The organism is uncultured Fibrobacter sp. (assembly GCF_946062555.1).
Classification (GTDB): domain Bacteria; phylum Fibrobacterota; class Fibrobacteria; order Fibrobacterales; family Fibrobacteraceae; genus Fibrobacter.
In genome coordinates this window covers 41,626-58,912 of sequence record NZ_CAMGVQ010000007.1, presented here as the reverse complement: position 1 = coordinate 58,912, position 17,287 = coordinate 41,626, and the positions used below count along the sequence as shown (strand labels likewise).

At 51.5% G+C, this 17,287-nt stretch carries 19 protein-coding genes, 1 tRNA gene and 1 pseudogene; 11 read left to right on the top strand and 10 right to left on the bottom strand.

All coding sequences use genetic code 11. From position 1 onward, the window contains the following. Window positions 1-18: 18 nt before the first annotated feature. Both Q0P86_RS03380 and Q0P86_RS03375 read left to right on the top strand, forming a co-directional pair. Complete coding sequence (locus tag Q0P86_RS03380) at window positions 19-321, top strand: type B 50S ribosomal protein L31 (RefSeq protein WP_072977299.1); 303 nt, start codon at window positions 19-21, stop codon at window positions 319-321. A 61-nt stretch (window positions 322-382) separates the two neighbouring features. Next, entirely contained in the window at window positions 383-1,240 is an 858-nt protein-coding gene (locus Q0P86_RS03375) for a hypothetical protein (RefSeq protein WP_295037452.1), read from the top strand. A 75-nt stretch (window positions 1,241-1,315) separates the two neighbouring features. On the opposite strand, the gene Q0P86_RS03370 is transcribed toward Q0P86_RS03375, so the two are convergent. After that, window positions 1,316-2,050, bottom strand: coding sequence for a polysaccharide deacetylase family protein (locus Q0P86_RS03370; protein ID WP_291023405.1), 735 nt, complete (start codon window positions 2,048-2,050; stop codon window positions 1,316-1,318). Window positions 2,051-2,205: 155 nt separating this feature from the next. Here Q0P86_RS03370 and Q0P86_RS03365 point away from each other — a divergent pair, with 155 nt between their 5' ends. The 4 genes from Q0P86_RS03365 to htpG all read left to right on the top strand — a co-directional run bounded on the left by Q0P86_RS03365 (window position 2,206) and on the right by htpG (window position 5,927). Then, window positions 2,206-3,087, top strand: a complete 882-nt coding sequence (locus Q0P86_RS03365) for an undecaprenyl-diphosphate phosphatase (RefSeq protein WP_295037449.1) — start codon at window positions 2,206-2,208, stop codon at window positions 3,085-3,087. A gap of 48 nt (window positions 3,088-3,135) precedes the next feature. Further along, entirely contained in the window at window positions 3,136-3,546 is a 411-nt protein-coding gene (locus Q0P86_RS03360) for a hypothetical protein (protein WP_295037447.1), read from the top strand. Then, on the top strand, window positions 3,530-3,814 hold the full coding sequence (locus tag Q0P86_RS03355; RefSeq protein WP_295037446.1) for a hypothetical protein: 285 nt from the start codon (window positions 3,530-3,532) through the stop codon (window positions 3,812-3,814). Before Q0P86_RS03360 ends, Q0P86_RS03355 begins: the two co-directional genes overlap by 17 nt. 223 nt (window positions 3,815-4,037) lie before the next feature. Then, a complete protein-coding gene (htpG, locus tag Q0P86_RS03350; protein ID WP_295037443.1) occupies window positions 4,038-5,927 on the top strand; it encodes a molecular chaperone HtpG in 1,890 nt (629 codons plus the stop codon). 395 nt (window positions 5,928-6,322) lie between these two features. Here the strand turns inward: htpG and Q0P86_RS03345 are convergent, their stop codons facing one another. From Q0P86_RS03345 to Q0P86_RS03320, 6 genes are all read right to left on the bottom strand, one after another. After that, complete coding sequence (locus Q0P86_RS03345) at window positions 6,323-7,363, bottom strand: CofH family radical SAM protein (protein WP_290992068.1); 1,041 nt, start codon at window positions 7,361-7,363, stop codon at window positions 6,323-6,325. A gap of 134 nt (window positions 7,364-7,497) precedes the next feature. Next, window positions 7,498-7,570, bottom strand: a tRNA-Met gene (locus Q0P86_RS03340). 49 nt (window positions 7,571-7,619) lie between these two features. Then, window positions 7,620-8,777 carry a CDP-diacylglycerol--glycerol-3-phosphate 3-phosphatidyltransferase gene (gene pgsA, locus Q0P86_RS03335; RefSeq protein ID WP_290992066.1) on the bottom strand — a complete coding sequence of 386 codons (1,158 nt, stop codon included), beginning with the start codon at window positions 8,775-8,777 and terminating at the stop codon, window positions 7,620-7,622. After that, window positions 8,778-10,421, bottom strand: a complete 1,644-nt coding sequence (recN, locus tag Q0P86_RS03330; RefSeq protein ID WP_291022146.1) for a DNA repair protein RecN — start codon at window positions 10,419-10,421, stop codon at window positions 8,778-8,780. 324 nt (window positions 10,422-10,745) lie between these two features. Beyond that, the gene (locus Q0P86_RS03325) at window positions 10,746-10,973 is read right to left on the bottom strand and encodes a hypothetical protein (RefSeq protein WP_295037438.1); all 228 of its coding nucleotides are present in this window, start codon (window positions 10,971-10,973) and stop codon (window positions 10,746-10,748) included. Between the two features lie 66 nt (window positions 10,974-11,039). Next, window positions 11,040-11,258, bottom strand: a complete 219-nt coding sequence (locus Q0P86_RS03320; protein ID WP_290992058.1) for a hypothetical protein — start codon at window positions 11,256-11,258, stop codon at window positions 11,040-11,042. Window positions 11,259-11,583: 325 nt separating this feature from the next. On the opposite strand from Q0P86_RS03320, the gene Q0P86_RS03315 reads away from it, so the two are divergent. From Q0P86_RS03315 to Q0P86_RS03305, 3 genes and pseudogenes are all read left to right on the top strand, one after another. Further along, window positions 11,584-12,000: a hypothetical protein gene (locus tag Q0P86_RS03315; protein WP_295037436.1), complete on the top strand. Its 417-nt coding sequence runs from the start codon at window positions 11,584-11,586 to the stop codon at window positions 11,998-12,000. Between the two features lie 2 nt (window positions 12,001-12,002). Beyond that, a complete protein-coding gene (locus Q0P86_RS03310) occupies window positions 12,003-12,227 on the top strand; it encodes a hypothetical protein (RefSeq protein WP_295037435.1) in 225 nt (74 codons plus the stop codon). A 25-nt stretch (window positions 12,228-12,252) separates the two neighbouring features. Continuing rightward, window positions 12,253-12,477: pseudogene (locus Q0P86_RS03305) on the top strand (FISUMP domain-containing protein); the annotation flags it as partial. Window positions 12,478-12,905: 428 nt separating this feature from the next. Here Q0P86_RS03305 and trmB read toward each other — a convergent pair. The 3 genes from trmB to Q0P86_RS03290 form a co-directional block, all read right to left on the bottom strand. Continuing rightward, the gene (trmB, locus tag Q0P86_RS03300; protein ID WP_290993829.1) at window positions 12,906-13,649 is read right to left on the bottom strand and encodes a tRNA (guanosine(46)-N7)-methyltransferase TrmB; all 744 of its coding nucleotides are present in this window, start codon (window positions 13,647-13,649) and stop codon (window positions 12,906-12,908) included. A 122-nt stretch (window positions 13,650-13,771) separates the two neighbouring features. Next, on the bottom strand, window positions 13,772-14,659 hold the full coding sequence (locus Q0P86_RS03295) for an MBL fold metallo-hydrolase (protein ID WP_295037432.1): 888 nt from the start codon (window positions 14,657-14,659) through the stop codon (window positions 13,772-13,774). A gap of 132 nt (window positions 14,660-14,791) precedes the next feature. Continuing rightward, window positions 14,792-15,376 carry a hypothetical protein gene (locus Q0P86_RS03290; RefSeq protein ID WP_290993825.1) on the bottom strand — a complete coding sequence of 195 codons (585 nt, stop codon included), beginning with the start codon at window positions 15,374-15,376 and terminating at the stop codon, window positions 14,792-14,794. Between the two features lie 210 nt (window positions 15,377-15,586). Between Q0P86_RS03290 and Q0P86_RS03285 the strand changes: the two genes are divergently transcribed. After that, window positions 15,587-16,387 carry an exodeoxyribonuclease III gene (locus Q0P86_RS03285; RefSeq protein ID WP_295037429.1) on the top strand — a complete coding sequence of 267 codons (801 nt, stop codon included), beginning with the start codon at window positions 15,587-15,589 and terminating at the stop codon, window positions 16,385-16,387. A 223-nt stretch (window positions 16,388-16,610) separates the two neighbouring features. Then, window positions 16,611-17,243 (top strand): hypothetical protein, encoded by a 633-nt coding sequence (locus Q0P86_RS03280; protein ID WP_295037426.1) that lies wholly within the window; start codon window positions 16,611-16,613, stop codon window positions 17,241-17,243. Window positions 17,244-17,287: the final 44 nt, after the last annotated feature.

Sequence of the window (17,287 nt, the reverse complement as noted above, 5' to 3'; positions counted from 1 at the left end):
CTTCATAGGAAGTTTAAAATGAAAGAAGGTATCCACCCTAACTATCAACCGGTCGTGTTCGTCGATGCGAATACGGGTAAAGAATACATCACCCGCTCCACGAAGTCTTCCGCCGAAAAGAAGACTATCGATGGTGTTGAATATAGCGTAATTTCTCTCGAAATTACGGCTGATACCCATCCGTTCTGGACGGGCAAGCAGCATCGCGTGGATACGGCTGGCCGTATCGATCGCTTCAACAAGCGTTTCGCTGGCAACATCACCGGTGCAAAGCGCAAGACCCGCAAGGCTGCGCCCGCCAAGGCTGAAGACGCCGAATAATTACATACAAATTGGGCTCCCTGCTTAAGTGAAGGGGGCCTTTTTTTCAAAAAGGATTCTCATGAAGAAGCAACTCTTTATTGGTGCAGCCGCTCTCGTGGCCATGGCTATGACCGGTTGCCAGAAGACCGGCACCATCGAAGGTGTCGTCCTCGATCCGTTTACTGGCAAGGCTGTTGAAATGCCTACCGTCTGGATGGATTCCACCATCTTTGGTACGCAGAACCCGAAGTACCCCTACAAGGGCGACCTCCAGCAGGGTAAGTTCAAGTTCGAAAAGGTTCCCGTTGGCAGCTACCTGATCAAGGCTCGCCGTTCCAAGTATATTCTCGGCCAGCAGAAGATTACGACCGACGAACAGAACCCGAACCTCTCTGTGACTTTGTACGAATACAGCGACCAGATCAAGCCGGGTCTCTACAAGAGCGGCACGACTGAAGGTCCTGAAAAGATCGATAACCAGTGGGTCGTGTACTCCACCAACTGCAGCGAATCTGTTGCCGGTTACCGTTTGACGATGCCCATTGCTACGGATGCCGCCAAGGTTCCGGGCAAGAAGGCTGACAAGAAGAAAAAGGCTGACAAGTCCGCCAAGGTTTCTAACCTCCCGGCTCCGTTGGCTGTGGACGCTGCACTCAACGTGTTCTACGTGAATGCGAGCTCCGTGACTTCTCCGCTGGTCGTGACTTCCTTCCCGGCTGTGGAAGGTAAGGTGGCCGACCATGCTGACTGCCAGGGCTTCGGTGCCGACGAAAAGACCGGTCTCTTCGTGGACAAGGCCAAGGGCACGACTCTGAACGTGGAATACAAGGCTGAAAACCTGTTCCAGGTGACGGGCAACCTTCCGAAGGGCAAGCAGATTATTCAGCTTTCTCAGGATGGCAAGACTTTGCAGACCTACTACTTCCAGGTGAAGTAACTAAGTCTCGCTTGAAATTTGAAAACCGGTTGCTTTCGCAGCCGGTTTTTCTATTTGCTGATAATTGGTCCTTGATTACAGGTCTTTGTATTGTGTAAGTCTTCTTCCGCAACCGAGGGCCGTGCGGATGAGATTCTTGATTTGAATCTCGTGCTGAGGGAAGTCCTCTGGATGCAGTGCGATGCGGGGGAGGCCCACAGGGACTTTCAGGATGATGTCACCGAATTTGAAAGCGGTCTTCGTCATGAAACCGGGAATGCCTGCGAAACTTGCAACGGGTGAGGCGTAGCGTTTGCCACGAGAAGTCACGAGCGCGAACCTGTCTTCGTAGAGCATTTTTTCGGCGTGGACTTGCGTGGGCAGGAACTTGTTGCTGTACCAGGTCGGTGGAATGAATGCGGCGGGCTTTTCAATGTCATTCCGGACCAGCCCCGGAACCTCGAAAAGTTTTTCCCAGGCATCGAGTCCTGCATGTAGGAGTCTGCTGGATTCAAATTCGCTGAGGCCCGCGAATTCCGCTTCGCCTTGGGTAAGATTCATGGCGATAAGCCCGGCGTAGCTGCGGCCCTGGCTGAATTCTGCCTTGTGCTTGAAGCCGTGGAGAGCGAGCTCGAAGTCTTCCGATTTTAGCTGGGTGAGTGTGGCTCGAAAATCGCGGACGGTGTCCGAAGGGGCGGTCTCGGTGTCGGGAATGACGAGTATGCTGAATGGGGCTCCGGCAAGGTCCTTGAGCTTTTCGAGGATTGGGGTCACCTTCTGGTAATTCCAGACGCTGAAATCGTGAAAGCAGAGAAGAAATTTACGAGCCATGACTTTGAAGATAGTAATATTAGACGAAAGAACGGACCTTCGGTCCTACAGACTAGAGACGAAAGTGAAATAATGGCGCTTCGCGCAATGAAAAAACTAAAAATCTCTCGTCTCTCGTCTCTCGTCTCTCGTCTAAAAGCTACATTTACCCTACTATGATTGAATCTGTCATTCTCGGCTTCTTGCAGGGCCTCGCTGAATTTCTCCCCATCTCCAGCTCCGGTCACCTCGTTATCGGACACGAACTTTTAGGCATGAACGAAGCGGGCATGTTCTTCGACATCATGCTCCATGCAGGCACACTGCTTGCGATCTTCGTGGTGTTCCACAAGAAGATTACCGACATCATTGTGGGCTGCCTCCGCCGCGACAAGGATCAGTTGCGTGAAGCGGGCTACATCGTTCTCGCGAGCATCCCGACGGCGCTCATCGGCCTTGGTTTCAAGGACTTGCTTGAAGGCCTGTTTGAAAATCCGCGTGCCGTGTGCGTGGCGGAACTCTTTACGGGCTTGCTCCTGTTTACCTCGCAGTGGGGCGCAACCGGTGCCAAGCATCCGGATAACGAAGGCGTCAAGATGAACTGGTGGCGTGCGTTGGTGACGGGCGTTGTTCAGGGCATTGCCTGCATTCCGGGCATCAGCCGCAGCGGTTCTACCATCAGCGCCATGATGTTCATGGGCGTGAACCGCAAGTACGCCGGTGAATTCAGCTTCCTCATGAGTATTCCTGCCGTGGGCGGTGCCGCACTCCTCGACTGCATCAAGTGGATCAAGTGCCAGTCGATGACTGGTGAAAGTGTTAAGCTTGCGCTAGACAATGCGGCGACACCGGAACAGGTGCAGGACATTTCTGAAAAGGCGATGAGGTGCGCCATGGCCGGTGGTTTTACCCCCGAACTTCTGGTGGGAATGTTGGTATCCTTCATCTTCGGCATCATCGCCCTCAAGTGGCTCATGACCTTCTTGCAGAAGGGCAAGTTCCAGCACTTCGCCTGGTACGTGTGGGCCGTGGGTATCTTCGGATTGATTTTCATCTAGGTCTACAAGACTGTCTGTAAGAAATGCGGCGAGAAATACGAAGACGATATGCCGCGCTGCCTTTGGTGCGACGCTCCGAATCCGTTGCACCCGCTGAATGAAGCCAAAGTGGTCGCACCTTCCGTAGTCGTCACCACACAAGCAACGCCCCCTATGCCTGCTGTAACTTGCCTGGGCGTCACCGAACAATCTGCTGACGAGCCTGCCTCGCCTGTGACAACCGATGCCAGCAAAACCGTCGCGGTCATAGACCCAGAGCAGGACCTGGATACTGTCGTCGAGCAGCAGTTCCATCAAAAGGGATTCCTGTGGAGCGTTATTCTTGCGGGTCCCTTCATTTCATGGCTATGCCATTACAAGTACCTAAAGAAGGGCGACAAGTTCGGCACAACGTTCTTTTGGTCCCTATTCGGCATTGAGTGTGTCCCAATCTTTATTCCACATGCTTTCAAAGGCTAATTATTCTGGATTAGCCTTCGGCCCTTTTTTACATGCCATCATCACCATCATCGTTTGCCTGTTCTATTGGTTTTTCATCGGAAAGCTAGGCTACGCTCTACTCAAGAAAGCCGTTCCCAACTATGACCAAAAGGCTTTCAAAAAACGGGAACGCATCGGGATAGCTATCGGCATCCCCATCGTCGCTTTAGAATTTATCGCCGGATACCTTCAATACGGCACTGCCGCTAGAATGTTGGGAGTTTGGCTAGGCAACGCCCTCCGGTAGTTTTCCACCATTTTTGGCACGGTTCTTGCATATACTAGCGCGGAAACAAGGCAGAGCGATCGTTTCGTTTCGTTTTGAAACTAGGCAATCGTTAAAACCGCTTAAAAATTTAACAGCAAACGAAAAACAGCGACCTTAACACGAAACCTTATATACCGCGCAAAGCGCCAAATTAATCTTTCGTCTTTCGTCTCTCGTCTTTCGTCTAAAACAGGAGATTAAAATGGCAACAGAGAAGATGGAATTCCAGACCGAAGTTCGCGACATGCTGAACTTGATGATCAACTCCCTTTACAGCAACAAGGAAATCTTCCTCCGCGAGCTCGTCTCGAACGCGGCGGACGCCCTGGACAAGCGCCGTTTCCTCTCGCTTTCGAACGCAGAACTCTTGCCGCAGGGCACACAGCTCCGCATCGATATCTCGGTGAACAAGGAAGGCAAGCGCATCGTTGTCGAAGACAACGGTATCGGCATGAACAAGGAAGACTTGATCAACTGCCTGGGTACCATCGCCCGTAGCGGCACCAAGAACTTTATCAAGAATTTGAAGGAAGGCGACAAGGGCAGCGTCGATCTCATCGGTCAGTTCGGTGTGGGTTTCTACTCCGTGTTCATGGTCGCAAAGAAGGTCGAAGTGTTGACCTTGAAGGCCGGTGAAACTCAGGGCTATATGTGGTCCTCCGAAGGCACGGGTGAATTTGAAATTTCTGAGGCCCCGCGCGACAAGGTGGGCACCAAGATTACCTTGTATCTGAAGGACGACGAAGACGCGGTCGACTTCGCCAGCGAATGGAAAATCAAGGACATCGTTCAGAAGTACAGCGGCTTCGTGAGCTACGGCATCTACTTCCATCCCGAAGCAACGAAGAACGACAAGGGCGAAATCGAAGAAAAGCCCGAAGAACGCTTGAACGAAAAGCAGGCATTGTGGCGCCAGAGCGAAAAGGAAGTCACCGAAGAGCAGTACAAGGATTTCTACAACGTCATCAGCCACGAAGCCGACGAACCGGCCGCCTGGAGCCACAGCCACGCCGAAGGTTCCCAGGAATTCTGGAGCCTCGTGTACATCCCGAGCAAGGCTCCGTTCAACATCTGGCACAACGACGCCTTGCACGGCCTCAAGCTCTACGTGAAGAAAGTCTTTATCATGGACGACTGCAAGGACCTGCTGCCGCCTTGGCTCCGCTTTGTGCGCGGCGTGGTGGACAGCGAGGACTTGCCGCTGAACGTGTCCCGTGAAATCCTGCAGAACAACAAGATTATCACCAACATCCGCAAGCACGTCATCAAGAAGGTGCTCGACACCCTGCAGAACATGGCCGACAAGGATGCCGCCAAGTACAACGCCTGGTGGCGCGAACTCGGCATGGTCTTGAAGGAAGGCTTCTACATGAACTGGGAGCATCTTGACGAACTCAAGAAGTTGCTCCGTTTCGAAAGCACCAAGACGGAAGGCGACGCTCTCGTGGGCCTCGATGAATACGTGAAGCGCATGCCGGAAGGCCAGAAGGAAATCTACTACCTCATCGGCGACAAGAACGCAGTGAAGTCGAACCCGATGCTCGAAGCCTTCAAGGCGAAGGGCTACGAAGTGTTGCTCATGAGCGACGGCATCGATGAATTCATGATGTCAAGCCTCACCGAATTCGGCGACAAGAAGTTCCACGACATCGCCCGCGGTGACGTGGACTTCGAAAAGACCGAAGACGAAAAGAAGGCCGAAGAAGAAAACAAGGGAATCTTCAAGGGCCTCTGCGAAAACCTGCAGAAGGTCTTGGACGAAGACATCAAGGAAGTCCGCGTGTCCAGCCGCCTGAAGGATAGCCCCTGTTGCCTCGTCACCAGCGAAGACGCCATGAGCGCCCAGATGGAACGTATGATGAAGGCGATGGGCCAGAAGAACTTGCCGAAGAGCAAGCGTATCCTGGAAATCAACCCGACGCACCCGATTTGCGAGATGCTCAAGAAGAAGGCCGAAGCCAAGGAAGATTTGGGCGATTGGCCGAAGGCCCTCTACGGTCAGGCATTGCTTGCCGAAGGCTCTCCGCTTCCGAACCCGGCAGAATATGTGGCTGCAGTCACACGACTGCTCGGCCAAGCCGCAGGCAAGTAAATCCCGTTAGGCCTCGCTACCACCTAAAGGTGGCCATGCTCACGTAAATACTAAAGTATTAAGTGAGCAAAGGTCGTTGCCACGCCCGGTCAATACCGGGCGCTTGCAACTCACGGCCAAGCTGCTGACCGCCAGCGTGAAGTAAGGTCACTGTGCCGGTGCGCTGAGTTTGTCGAAGCGTTGCCGAAGTGCCGCCTTTGGCGTCATTTTTGAGTGCTATGCACGAGGGAATCTATACGATTACATACAAAAGACCGCGAAACAATCGCGGCCTTTTTCGATGAAATTCTACGCATTTTTTTTGAACGATTCTCGTTAAGAGAATCGAATGAGCGGTTGGGAAAGGAAGGTGTTAGGAGGGGCGGAGCCTCTCCTTGTCGAAAGAAAGATTCTCGTCAAGAGAATCTTTCATATAAAGCATCGCGCTCCACTGGCGTGAGCCCCTCGTTTGTAATGAGGGTCTTCATGCGCTCGGGGCTCATGCCCACGGGGACCGTGGCGCCGGCGGCGTGCGTAATCTTCTCTTCGATAATCGTTCCGTCCAAATCAGAGGCGCCGGCGTGGAGCGCCTTCATCGCAGTCTCGATTCCCATTTGAATCCAGTAGGCCTTGATGTGCGGGAAATTGTCGAGGAAAAGTCTTGCGACGGCGACCGTACGCAGAATATCTTCAACGCAGGTGATATTCGGAACGATTTTATGCAGCGCGTTATGTTCCGGGTGGTACACCAGCGGAATGAATGCGAAAAAGCCCGGCGCTTCGTCCTGCAGGTCGCGGAGCATCTTCATGTGGGCGATGCGGTCCTCGATCTTTTCGATGTGCCCGAAAAGCATCGTCGCATTCGTAGGAATTCCAATCTTGTGGGCTGCGCGGTGAACTCCCAGCCATTCCTCGCCGGTTTCCTTGCCAGGGCATATTTGGTCGCGAACATCCTGCACCAGGATTTCGGCGCCACCGCCAGGCAGTGCGTCAAGGCCAGCTTCTTTCAGCGTCGTCATAATTTGCAGCGGCGTCTGCCCCGAAAGTTTCGCGAAGTGGCAAATTTCTACGGCGGTAAAAGCTTTCAGGTTCACTTTCGGAAATTCCACGCGGAGCTTGCGCAACATTTCGATGTAGTAGTCGAACGGATGGTCCGGATGGAGTCCGCCTACAATATGCAGTTCACGGGCTCCGCCTGCAATCGCCTCGGCTGCCTTGCCTCGAATTGTATTGTAGTCCCAGTCGTAGGCAGTGGGGGAATCCTTCTTGATTTTTGAAAACGCGCAGAACTTGCAGTGCAGCACGCACACGTTGGTGTAATTAATCTGGCGGTTATTCACCCAGTACACGGACTTGCCGTGGCGACGTTCTTTTTCTGCGTTTGCTCGGGCGCAGAGTTCGTCGAGCGGGGCGTTCAAGAATAAGTCTAATGCTTCGGATTCTGTAAGGCGTGACATATATGGTGTAAATTTACAAAAAAGCGGGCGAGAACAGAAATGCCTATTTTCGTGGTGACAAAAAGAGGTGTACAGTCTAAAGTAAAACAATAATTAAAAAAGAATCCGCCCTTGAAGGACGGATTTCTTATTAGTAGCGGGGGCAGGACTTGGACCTGCGACCTCCGGGTTATGAGCCCGACGAGCTACCAACTGCTCTACCCCGCGTCGAAGTTAGCCCATATATAGAAATTTTTAATACCCATGTCAAGGGTTGCTAAACGAATTTTTTCAGAATGTGCTTGCTGGCGACGAAATAGTCGATTCCGCTAATGATGGTAATCGCTGTAATGCACCCCATCACGGCCTTTGGGAATACGTTCCAGAAAGCTTGGTAATTGGGGATAATCGATTCCATAGGGTTGAGTGCCCCAACGAGAATTGCGACAATCCCGATGCCCTGCAGGGCCGTTTTCCATTTTCCGCTACGGCGGGCCGGCATGATGAGGCCTTCGCTTGCGGCGAGCGTGCGGAGCGTCTCTACACTCGACTCGCGGAAGTAAATCAGGGCGACCATCCACACAGGGGCGTATCCCGTAGCGATAAAGCACATAAAAATCGTCATGTTCGATATTTTGTCGCTGAACGGGTCAAGGTACTTGCCGAGCGTGCTGACTTCGCCCATCGCGCGGGCGAGTTTTCCGTCGAGGAAGTCGGTAAGCATGAACCCGAGCACCATGATGAGGGCTAGGCTTTTGAAAACGATGCTGTTGTTGCTGTAATCGAGGTCGTTGTCGTAGAAAAATACCCACAAAAAGAATGGCGTGAGTACGATGCGGCTCATGGTGAGCTGGCTTGCAATCGAAAGCGGCTTGCGGTGAGCCGGATCGCGGTAGTACCAGTAGGAGTAAGCGACGGTCGATGCGATAATCAGGAGAATCGAGGATACCATGCAAATCTGCTGGTAATCTTCGAGGTTCAGCAGGTAGACGCCCATCGTAATGGTGATGGCGATGTTCGAAAGTTTGCTCCAGCGTCGCTTGCGGGGGAGCGACTTTCCTTCGCGGAGAACCCCGAGGCTGAACAGAGTGTGGGCGACTAGGCGCGTGAGCAGGAATACGCATCCGATGGCGAGCAGTTTTTCGGTCTGGTCGTTTTGCAACAGGTCGCGCACAAAGATGCTTGTCATCACGGCGAATGAAAGGAACCCGTCGATGACATTCAACCAAAGCCGGTAATAAGGCTTTTCGATTTCCTGCGAACGGAGTTGGTACAAGTTAACCCAACCCATAATAAGGGCTACAGCGACCAGGGCGCAGGCGCTTTTGGCCATGCCCATCCAGATAAACACGATGACCGCGATAAAGACTGCCGCGCGCAATACGCTCCAGATGCGAGTGCGTAACCGGATGTCGGATGTCTGTTCTTCTGTCATTTAAGCCTCTAAAAGTTGTCTTGCGTGTTCGCGAACGGTGTCGCTTTCGCCGCCGAGCATGCGAGAAAGTTCATTCACTCGGCCTTCGTGGTCGAGTTCCTTTACATGCGTGTAAGTGCGTCCGTCGATTTCGTCCTTGCTGACGGCGAGCTGGTTTACGGCGCGACTTGCCACCTGGTGCAGGTGCGTAATCGTGAGCACCTGGTGGTGTTTGCCTAAGTTCTTGAGTGCGATGCCGATGCTGTTGCCGACTTCGCCGCTGATGCCGGAGTCTACTTCATCGAATATCAAGAGGGGGACGCGGTCGAGGTCGGCCATGACACTCTTGATGGAAAGCAGCACGCGGGAAAGTTCGCCGCCCGAAACCGCCTTTTGCAGGCTCTTGAAACCTTCGCCGGGGTTTGGGGCGAGCGTGAATTCAATCTTGTCCGCACCGTTCGGTGACAGGGACTGCATTGTAATCGAGGTTGTAAAGACGGCCTTCGGCATGCCGAGCGTGTGCAAAATGTCGCTTACCGCCTTGTCGTAACGGGCGGCGGCTTCCTGGCGGGATGCCGTCAGCTTGATGGCGGTCGCCTGCAACGCATCGAGCGCCTTTTGGGATTGCCTTGTGAGTTCTTCGAGGTCGGCATCCAGGTTCTCGAGACTCGAAAGTTCTTCGCAGCGTTGTTCGGTCAAGGCGATTAGGCCCGCGACGTCGGTGCGGTACTTGCGCTTGAGTTTCTGGATCGCGGCGATGCGGGCGTTGGCGCGGTCGATATCGGCTGCACTCATGGCCGCAGCGGGGCGGAGCCTCAGCAGGTCCTTGCAGACGCTTTCGTAGGGGTCGGTCACTTCTTCGAGCGACTTCAAATGATCTTCGTAGTCGGGAAGCTTTGCCGCCAAGGAGCGCAGCTTAGATGTGAGGATTTGCACCTGGTCCAGGAGACCGTTTTCTCCGCCGAGCATTCCCTGGATTTCGTTCAGGTAGCGGGTTTCTGCTTCCTGCTTGCTTGCGCTGTTGACTTTTTCTTCGAGGGCTTCTTCTTCGCCTTCCTTGAGTGCTGCTTTCGAAAGTTCATCGAACTGGAATTTTAAAAAATCCTTTTGCGCGGCGAGATTTTTCGCCCGTTCTTCGGTCGCCCTGATTTCGTCCTGGATTTTGTTCCACAGGGTCCAGTGCGTCCCGTATTCCCTGAGCAGTTCGCCGTTCCCTGCAAAGTCGTCGAGCATCTTGGTGTGGGTGCGTGTATCGCGCAACAGGAGCTGTTCGCTCTGGCCGTGCATCTGGATAAGTTCTTCGCCCAGACGCTGCAAGTCGGGGAGAGCGACGATTGCGCCATTCACGCGGGCGCGGCTCTTGCCGTTCTCCTGGATTTCGCGACGGATAATGAGTTCGTCGCCCTCGTCCAGCTCCAGTTCTTCAAGAACCTTCTTCACCTGCGGCTTGTTCGAAATGTCGAAGGTCGCTTCGACCACGGCTTTCTCTTCGCCGGAGCGGACCATCGATGCCTGAGCCTTGTCGCCGCATACAATGCGGAGTGCTTTAAGAAGTACCGATTTTCCGGCGCCGGTCTCGCCGGTAATCGCCGTAAAACCTTCGCGGAAGGGAACATCCGCTTGCGCTATCAAAGTAAATCCACTAATCGACAGGTGCTTGAGCATGGTGTGCATAAATTAGAAAAATCGCGGAAGGGGTGAGTGAGGGATGTGGAATGAGTAGTGTAAAATGTGGATTGTTTTTGTTCCGTTTCGCTGCACCAACCGAAGGCTTCATCGCAGAGAATTATTGCAGGGCGTCTTCACAATCGTCAAATTGAGAAGCCAATGACTGATCGACAGTAGATTCATCTGCCATTGTCATGTTTGTAGGCAATCTTAGGTTTTGAAGTAAAACTTTCACGTCGTTTTTCCATGCTTACATAGAAGGTAAGAAGCCGTTGCGTATGTCATTGGGGGAATAAAAAAGATACTTCTTTGATTTTCTCTTCACGCCACCAGGTCCAGCAGGTCAAAATACATTACTCTCGTGTGTGGGTCGTCATCTTCGGCGGTCAAGAAGCGGAAACCGTTCTTCTCGTAAAACGGCACCGTCTCCAGGTAGGCGTCCACTGTCAAAAAACGACAGCCTGTCTTGTTCTCGATAACGAACATGGACTTGATGTAATTTTTGAAAAGCGGTTGCTCTGTTTTGGATGAAGTCATCCAAATCGGCATCACCACAACAGAAATGTTCTACGGAATACGAGTCTCTTAACCGAACAAAAGATAATTTGTTTCGGTCTATACATGCTTGAACCATGGATCTAAACCTCCGTTGGCGGCTTCGCGGGCACGTTGTTCTGCCATGCCCCGTTCGTAAGCCTTTTTCATGAATTCGTAATCCCGCAGGCGGCGGGCACGAACTTCCGGAGGTTCCGGGTGCCGCTCTTCCATACGGGCTAGAAACCGGCGAGCATCCTCGCCGAACAAAATCGGGGTCTCTCGAATATCGCGAGCCATAAGTCCTCTTTTGCGTTGTCCATATATTAAACCGGCCATGCCGGGGCGACACCTGTCAGTAGGTTCTAGGGATAATATACAAAATTCTTTCGAGAAAATCAGTAGGGCGTGTTTTCCGTCTTTCTGAAAATCCCGCATTCTATTGCTGTGAAAAAGAAATTATTATCAGAGTCAAAAATTTGACCTTTTCCAATAAAAATTGCCAAGAAATATGACTTTTCCCAGTTTTGCGGATTTTTGTAAAATTTTCGCTCTTTTCGGCAAAATACTTGACATTGTGTATTTTTTTTTACATTTGAGAACGAAATCATGAAGGAAGATTTATATGGCTCATAAGAAAGCGGACATCAACGGGTTTAATTATGAACAGTTTGCCGATAGTCTTTTCGGTTTGTACCAGCAGAACTCATTTGGGTCCGTATCTAAGCGGGAACTGGATTTGTTCCTTTTTGCGAACTTTAAAAAGATGGGAAGGATTCAAGGTTGTTTCTCGTGGGACATCGCGCAAGAATTGAAAATCTCCAAGAGCAAGGCTCAGTCATTGCTTTACGAAAGTGAATTACGTTACCGTTCTCAAGATGACAAAGAGCTGATTCAATGTGCGCTTGACAAGATTCCGCAGTTTATAGACAAGGGGGTCGTTTCGCTTGTTGTCGATAACCGTTATGTGAGAGATTGTATGCGGAGCTTTCTATCAAAAAAGGTTTTATTTCTGATTTGTCCTTTGCATCGGATGTGGTAAAAATGCCTATAGATGCGTATTGGGAACTTCAAAGTGAGTACAATAAGGAATCGGTGAAATCATTGCGAAAAGAGGACTTTGTTAATAATTTGAAGTCTCTCGGTAAGGATGTTTTTCCGGGACTTGTAAGTAGGTTTGTGGGAGAGCCGGTGGGACAGTCTGTTTCAAAAACACTATCGTCTTTCTTTAAATTTGTTTTGGAAGAAAAAAATAATGTTTCTAATTGAATATTATTAAAAAGGTGCCACCGATGCCTACGGTTTTTCTGCCCTCCCTGCTGGATTCTTCGAAAAAATCGATGGCTTCGCCTTCTTCGGTATGGTAGGCCAGTTCGCCTCCTTCTGGAGTGCCACTGAAGACTACGATAGCTATCAGAAGGCCTTCGTATTGTGCTTGCTTGGTGTCTACGCGGGCGTCGACGCCGCCAACTCCTACAAGGACCGCGGCTACTCGGTTCGTTGTCTCCAGGATATGTGAGGATAGCCCGCAGGGCTAACCTCACCGCGGGCCTGCCGTAGGCGCGCCCGCGTGGCGTTTTTTTGCGAGTGGGGCATGTGGAAAGACTAATTACCCACATCGGGCCTCTCTCCCGATTGTGCGAAACAAAGGATCGGGTTAAATCCTTATCCATTGATAAACCTCTTGATTTTTTCGGTGCGACGGGCACGCTGGATAGGCAAGAAATCTTCGTAGAAATACAATGCCTTCATGATGTATTTGTGAAATATTTGAAAGATCGGCTATGTCAACTTCGCGTCCACACAGTCGGCCTTGCTCAGGGCAGGTTTCGGCGGACTGTTGCTTTGCTAGAAGGAGTCAAAAAAGGCGGCTTTCCTCTTTTCTTTTGCACCTTCTTGCAATTATCTCGTATTTTATAAAGTTTGCGAAAAAGTTTTTTGGACTTTTCACTTTTCGAATTCCACGACGCTTCTGTAAATGGGACGGCCTTCCTTGCGGTATTTCTTTTCGAAACCGGTCATGATTCCTTCGGTGGGTTCGGCCGTGTTGCGCTCTAGAATCTTGCAACCTTTGAAATTGTCGAAAACCTCGAGGGCGACCTCGTTGTATTCCTGGTGGTCGGTTCCCCAGTAGAAAATGCGCTTGCCCGGCTTAAGTACGCGAGCGACTTCCTTGAGAAAATCCGGACGCAAGAGGCGGTTTTTGTGGTGGCGTTCTTTCGGCCACGGGTCCGGGAAATACATGTGGAATGCATCGACGGTGTTGTCCTTGACGCAGTCGCGCAAGAAGTAGAAAACATCTCCCCGGAGCATGGTGGCGTTGGCGAGTGCGCCCGCCTTGTCCATCTTGCGCTGGGCGAACTTGGCCCAGGTGTAGTCCCATTCGCTACCCATGATTACGAGGTCCGGGTGCCTGGGGGCGTATTCGGAGAGGAATCCGCCCTTGCCGCTTCCGATTTCGACTTCCACGCGGGCGTCGGCCTTGCCTGCGATTTGCGGGAACATGTCCTTCCACTCAAAGTCAAGTTTGTGGGGGAGTCCGTCCGGCGTGGCGATGGGCTTCCTGTCGCCGTGGGTACGAAACACGTAATGCCAGAGACCCTTGGATTCAGGGTCTTCTTTCAAGTCGCGGAAAAACTCGGGAATGATGACTTCCTTTTCAACGTCTTCAATGTTTTCGATATCGCTCATATTCTTTTTCTTAAAAAAATCGTTCACCTGTGGATCCCGTCATTTTGCTTCGCTACATTCCAGGATGACTTAAATAGATGCGTCATCCTCGACCAACGGGAGGGGATCCAGATTGGTCTCTTTTAAATAAATGCTACGATTCTATCTATAAACCTCTCCGGGATTTCTTTAGCGATCATTTCGCGGATGTATTTTTCGGAATACTTCATCGAAAAGTGCGCGAGGATAATTTTTTCGCATTCTACGCGGTCACCCATGCGGTTCAGGGCGTCGGCTATCTGGCGGATATGCGTGTGTCCTTTCTTGTGGCTCATCTCGTAGTCTTCGGGAGCGAGGAAGGTACATTCTGTAATCAGCACCTTTGATTGGAATACGCGATAGTTTTCCAGGAGACTTTCGCCCATGCAGTCACCCATGAAGCTCACCAGCGGATCGTAGACTTCGCGGGTGATTTCGGTGCCGCTTGTGCGCAACTTGATGATTTCGTCGGCAGAAAGTCCCAGATATTCGTCCTTGAGTTTCTTCTTGTAATGGTACAGCGTGCCGCCCATGGCAGGAATCGAATGCTTGACGTCGAAAGCTTCGAACGCAAGGTCCTTTCGGTGTTCCAGGAACTGGATGTCGTCCGCCGTAACGGGAACGATGTCGGGGTAGCGGAACTTGTTTTCGGGCACGCCTTCGAACATGGCTTCGGAACGGATCCAGTCGCGGGCTCCATCGCAAATGTATTCGGGCATGTAGTAGACGCTTTCGCGTTCGACGCCCATCATCTTGCGCAGGCTGTGGTGACGCATCAGGCAACGGGCGTGGTCACCGTGCGCATGCGTCAGGAACACGTGATTGATGGAGGTTGCCGAAAGCGGGCATTCGCCCATGTCGATGCAGAAGTCCAGTTCGGGAAGCTGGATGTAGGTCGCCAGTCCCGAAATCGAAAAGCCGGAGACGGTCGTGCACGAAGTCTCCAGGTGAACCTGCTTTAATGCGTTATGAATATACTTGCTTTCTGCCATGACGTGGGGACAAATGTAGCATTTTAGATTTTAGAACTTAGAGCTTAGAACTTAGAAAACGTCTAAATTCAATAAAAAAAGAACTTAGATTTTCTCTAAGTTCTAAAAGCATAGCGGTCTAAGTTCTACCAACTACTTCGTCTTCGCGTTTTCGGCGACGAGCCTGTCGAAGTCGGCGCAGCTCAAAGCTTCGATGTGGTTACCCATAGCGACGCTACGCGTACGGGCGTTACCCCTCTTCTCGGGAATGCGGAAGCAGAATTCGTAGGTGTTGCCCTTGTCGGTCGGGATACCCATCTTGAAGATGCGGATGCGTTCTGCGCCCTTGTTGTAAATCTCGTGGTAGTCGTAAGTGTTCTTGATCTTCTCGAGGCGCTTCTGCTGGCTGAATTCAATTTCGTTGATGATCGGGCCGTCCAGGTACAGCGGAAGGTTGTTCTGGAAACGGAGTTCCAACTGGCCGTTGGATTTGACGATAGATGTTTCTTGCGGCTTGATCAGATAGCGCTGCTGCGGGATGTTCTTATAGGCGAAGCTGCGGACCGTGCGGACGCCGCACATTTCACGCATGTCAGGTTGTTCCACAAAGTCGATTTCACGGCAGATAGGGGGCATATTAGTGGGAACTTCCAGGTTTTCGCCCGAATTTGAACCGGCACAGGCGGAAAGGAGGGAGAGCAAAGCGATACCAGAGAAGAACAAAATTGAAGATTTCATATGCTAAATATAATTTTATTATTCCGTTTGGCATATTTTTTCTTTAAAATTGTGATAAAATTTGAATAAAGTCTGTAAATTTTCTTTTTCCTTTTTGCCGTTTGAGTTAAATTTGAGCCTGTTTTCTGTTTCGCGGTGAATTCGAAAAGTTTTTACGCATTTGTGCAGTAAAAAAATGTATTTTTGGCGCGGATTAAGATTTGGGTTTATATGAATATTTACAGTTGGAACGTAAATGGCCTCCGCTCCGCCCTCAAGAAGGGCTTTTCGGATTGGTTTGCCGCAACGAAGCCGGATATCCTGTGCTTGCAGGAAGTTCGTGCCGAAGTGGACCAGATTCCTGACGAGGTCGCTAAGCCCGAAGGATACTTTGCCTACTGGAATCCCTGTCGCCGCAAGAAAGGCTACAGCGGGGTAGGCATCTATACCCAGATTGAACCTGACCGTGTGAACTACGGTTTTGACATCGAGGAATTCGACGAAGAGGGCCGCGTGCTCCAGCTCGTGTTCCCGGACTGGGTGCTGAACTCCATTTATTTCCCGAACGGTGGCCAGGGGGATGACCGCCTGGACTACAAGCTCCGCTTTTACGATGCCTTCCTTGAAAACAGCAAACGCTGGGTGGCGGACGGCAAGCACGTTGTGACCGTCGGCGACTATAATACTTGCCACAAGGAAATCGATATTGCGCGTCCCAAGGACAACGAGGACGTGAGCGGCTTCTTGCCTATCGAACGCGCCTGGATGGACAAGTACGTGGAAAGCGGTTTTGTGGATTCGTTCCGCAAGTTGCATCCCGATGAACGTGACCGCTATTCGTGGTGGTCCAACCGTTTTGGTGCACGCAAGCGCAACGTGGGGTGGCGCATTGACTACGCCTTTGTAGACGAAGGCCTGGTGCCAAATATCGTGAATGCCGAGATCCATTCCGAAATCATGGGTTCGGACCATTGCCCGATCAGCATCGAGCTTGAACCGCCGTTCGCCCCGCTGCCGATCTGCCACGAGTAAGATCGCTAAAACAGGGCTTAGGAATCTTTTTTTGTACTGCTTTGACGTTCTGTGTCGTATATGTCTCAGGTTGAGTCATATAGAAAAATTTCTGCTCGAAAAGTTAAAAAAATTTCTGTTTTCAGTCCAAACTTCTCAAATTTAGTACAAATTTTTCCTATCTTGTGCCGTCAAGAAAACAATGTCGTTTTCTAAAAAAAATCTCCATTAGGAGGACTTTATCATGAAAAAATTTGCAGCGCTTCTCCTCTGCGCAGCTTCCCTCTCCCTCATTGGTTGCGGTGGCAAGGCCGGCCTCAAGAATATCGACCCGACTTGGACTGAACCCGCAACTGCAGTGACCGTCTTCTACACCGAACCTGTCGTGAAGAACCAGGACGACGTCGCCGACGACCTTCCGGACTTCTCCAGCAACTTCTCCGGTTGGTTCACCCAGCAGATGGGCAGCGAACTGAAGAGCCAGGCTGACATCGCCGCCAACTTCACCGCCAAGGAAGTGACCGACTACACCATGACCCCGGCCAAGTTCGGCAAGAAGGACTACCTCGTTCCTTCTCCGAAGTTTGACGCTCTCGACGGTGTTTCCGGCCTCATCATCTCCATGAGCAACCTCGAAGTTTCCCGTCTTTCCGAAACCAAGATGAACCCGCTCACCATGAGCGCCGAAACCAAGAGCTACCTCCAGTTCACCGGTGAATACTCCATTGCCAACGCCGACAGCAAGGCTGTCGTCGCAAGCGGCACCCTCAAGGCTCGCGTCCACCTCGGCTTTGCCATGGGCAAGGGCGACTGGGAAGAAAACATGAAGAACCTGGTCGAAGAAATCCTGAAGGATACCCCGCTCCAGAAGAAGTAACCGTCGCCAATACTCCTTATATGATGGTTAGCCCCGCGCAAATG